We start from the raw sequence: 3,216 nt of genomic DNA, 5'->3' as shown, positions 1-3,216 counted from the left end.
CGCACCATGCTTTTTGTTTGACGATGCTTTCGGCAAATCCTTTTCGGCCACCTCGACCAATTTCTTGCGGCTCACCTTCGCCCAAATGCTGGTTGCGCGGCCATCGATGGTCAATCGATAGCACTTTGCAGTGCCCGACCCGCGGTTTTCACCCGAATAATGCACGGCTTCGGACGCTACACCGAGTGTTTTAGCAAAGTCGTCGAACAGCGGGGTGAGTATCTTGCGTTGCTCCTCAATCTTCGCCGCATTGGCTTTCGCATTCGTCGTCTCGCGCTGTTTAATCACCGTTTCACGATCGTGCACATAGTTGTTGTAGTGCTGAATCAAGGCCGTGATTTTCTCGCTCGGGTCTAAATTGTCCAACGCTGCCACACGCTCAAAAGCCTCATCGATGGCCTTGTTCACCGCCGTGCGCAGTGCCCGCATGTCGTCCACATTCTTGCCCCCTTTGTAGCGGTTGTGATAGCGGTCGTCGAAAGCCGTGTTGGCTGTTTCCAAACGCGTGATGGCCGCCGTGAGCTTCAGTTTTGTTACCGCCGCCGTGCACTCGGCACTTTTCAAATCGGCCACCAAATTTTTCACCAATCCCGACTCCTTGTCGTAGTTTGAATCGACCACATTGCGATAGCGACGCGCCACCTCGGCCACCTTCTCGGCGGCACGCACCTCGTCGGCATCCTCGCTCAATTTAGCCAAGCCCACCGCCTTCATCAGCGCCCTGTAGGCCTTGTCGCGCACGCCGTCCAACTGTTCCAAGTCGTGCGTGGCCTCCTTGGTCAATGGGCGGTTGAGCGCCTCGTCCTCGCGTTTCAGCCCGTCTTCTAAAGGTTTCAACACAGCGGTTAATTTCTCAACTTGTGCCTCTTGGCACATGCGCAGCACATGGCTGGCATACTGGTAGTGCTCCATTCCCTGAAGCTCACTACGTTTAAAATTCTCAATTTTCATAATCGATATAAATTTAAAGTGGCCTCCAGAACAGCCCAGAGGCCAGGTTTCTAATTATCTTTTTACATCGGCATCGTCTGCCGCGTGTAGGAAAATCCCTTGCAGACCCTCCGTTGGGGCGTCAAATTTTGAAAACAACCCTTGCAGATCCTCCGATTGGTCGTCAAATTTCGAAAACAACCCTCGCAGACCCTCCGATTGGTCGTCAAATTTCGAAAACAACCCTCGCAGACCTTCCGATGGGGCATTTCGACCACTTTCCTACAAAAACCATGCATTGTTTAGAAATGAACGAAGGGGCGAAGGTATCCACCTTCATTATGACGATAAGATCCCACGCCAATTTCTACTTTTTTATCCGAAAAATATATCAATGGATTCGTCATTCCCACTTCTGAACTCATCCAATATTGAATTCCTGAACCTGCACCGCCACCAAACATTCTATCTCCCTGAGCATCCGTAAAACATTTATTCACTAATTTTCCAAAAGAGTCATCACTAAAGTTTGCTTCGAGATAATTTACCCCTGCAGGAGAATTAAGAGAAACCATCCCAGGGAACAAGTTCAGAAATTGATTAAATTCGCCCGCAGCAGGTAGATACCATTTCCCTATATTTTGCGTTGCCACGCCAGGATTATAATTGCCTGCCCAATAAAAACAGTTATAATTTACCTTGTCATTGGCTTTAATGGTTCCATCGGTAGAGCCAGCTGCATCCCAAGTCCATTTATATCCGTTCATATCATCCAAGGTCTCGGCAATAGTAGTGTAATTTGATGTGTTATTCTTTGAAAACAAACGAGAGCCTGCAGGAGGCCATGCACCGTAAACATAATCCTTATGTACAATTCCAGCATACATATAACTGGCATCCTTCAGCGCCACGGCCGTGCCCTCCTCAGTGTTCGTCTTTTCCTTTGAAACCACGGCGATGGGTGTGCGCGTGCCCTTGTCGCCGAGATAGCCCACGGTGCCATCCTGATAGAGATAGAGTGGGTCTTTGGTTTTGAGGGCAATTTTGGCAAGGTAAGTGTGATTGACATCGAGATTGGTTGTCCTCGTAAAAGTCTTATTAATGGTCTTTCCATGTAACGTTCCCGAAACAACAACATTCCAGGTTGCGTAATGGAAACCGCCTGCGATATATGCATATGATGAGGAAGCTATGAAAGGCTTAACTATAGCCGAGAAGCTTTCATTGCCTTCTTTCTGTATAGGTTTGTCGTCTACCATTGTAAAATCTCCCATGGGCGCTTTAGTTGAATAGGCTCCTTTGACATCGTAAATAGCATTTCCTGACTCATAGGTATTACCAGTGTACTTAACCTTTAAATCTCCATACGCTGTATAAGAAGTTATCTGTGTTCTGATTCGTGCCCCTTGATGCTTCATGACAAACGATATAGTTTCACGCGCTGCCGTGAGTGTCTTTGTTGTTACACCAATCAAAGGTACGTCCACACCATTCTTAACCTCTAAAGAATAACCCTTATCCTCTACTGCATCATTGTGGCAAACAAAAGTGTAAGTGCCTTGATCTAAATCGATATTTTGGTTGTGGTCGGGAATAAACTTTCCAGCTTGCACTGTGCCCGAGAGTTGGTCGGGCATACGCACACCAGATGCATTGACTGCATAAATGGTGTAATGGCCTTCGCTCATAGCGGCACGTGTCTGCGCATGTGTAGGCGCTTCGGTGTCGGGTTCAACCGAAACTTCGGCATAAAGGTCGTTACCCAAATCTATGGTGTCTACCTTTGCAGGTTGCACACTGCGCGAAACGGGACTTTCGGCCACGAATGGTTCTTCTTGAATACTGATGTCGAGCTTGTGGCCATTGAGTGTGATTTGGTTCTCTTGTTCCGTGGTTATTTCGTCTTTCGAACACGAACCAAATATAAGTAAAGCGCTAAGGCTAAATAGCGCTAAAGTGTAAAAATTATGTTTCATTGCTGTTGTTGTTTTAATTGTCAATATCCACATCCTCATCGATAATGGTTTCTTCATTTCCCCATTCCTCTTCGCTTGACTGCGGATAGTCGTGGCTGACAGAAGTTTTCTGTACCAATAATTCTTCCATCATTGGGAAGACTTCGCTCGTGGGAGCTACATACTTTTTTTTCTTCATCTCGTTAAAACTATTTTTATTAAACGTTATTATTTTATTCTTACTTTTGCCATTCATTTATACACGCAAAAAAGGTGTGCATGAAGTTATGAAAAAACTTCGTGCACACCCTTTGTGTGTAAGCGTTTATGT

General features: G+C 46.4%; 3 protein-coding genes. All 3 read right to left on the bottom strand.

From position 1 onward, the window contains the following. Window positions 1–951: DUF6261 family protein (locus X919_RS14870; protein WP_051502438.1), on the bottom strand; the 951-nt coding region annotated here is incomplete at its 3' end. Window positions 952–1,232: 281 nt separating this feature from the next. Next, window positions 1,233–2,906, bottom strand: coding sequence for a hypothetical protein (locus X919_RS0105280; protein ID WP_155949669.1), 1,674 nt, complete (start codon window positions 2,904–2,906; stop codon window positions 1,233–1,235). A gap of 13 nt (window positions 2,907–2,919) precedes the next feature. Then, window positions 2,920–3,084 (bottom strand): hypothetical protein, encoded by a 165-nt coding sequence (locus X919_RS16840; RefSeq protein WP_172642714.1) that lies wholly within the window; start codon window positions 3,082–3,084, stop codon window positions 2,920–2,922. Window positions 3,085–3,216 lie beyond the last annotated feature (132 nt).

It is taken from the genome of Prevotella sp. HJM029, assembly GCF_000599605.1.
Lineage (GTDB): Bacteria > Bacteroidota > Bacteroidia > Bacteroidales > Bacteroidaceae > Prevotella.
Note: the sequence above shows the minus strand (reverse complement) of the source record. Positions and strands in the feature narration are given on the sequence as shown.

Excerpts from the sequence above, each read along its gene's own strand:
- X919_RS0105280 (WP_155949669.1), bottom strand. The coding sequence starts at position 2,906 with ATGAAACATAATTTTTACACTTTAGCGCTATTTAGCCTTAGCGCTTTA.
- X919_RS16840 (WP_172642714.1), bottom strand. The coding sequence starts at position 3,084 with ATGAAGAAAAAAAAGTATGTAGCTCCCACGAGCGAAGTCTTCCCAATG.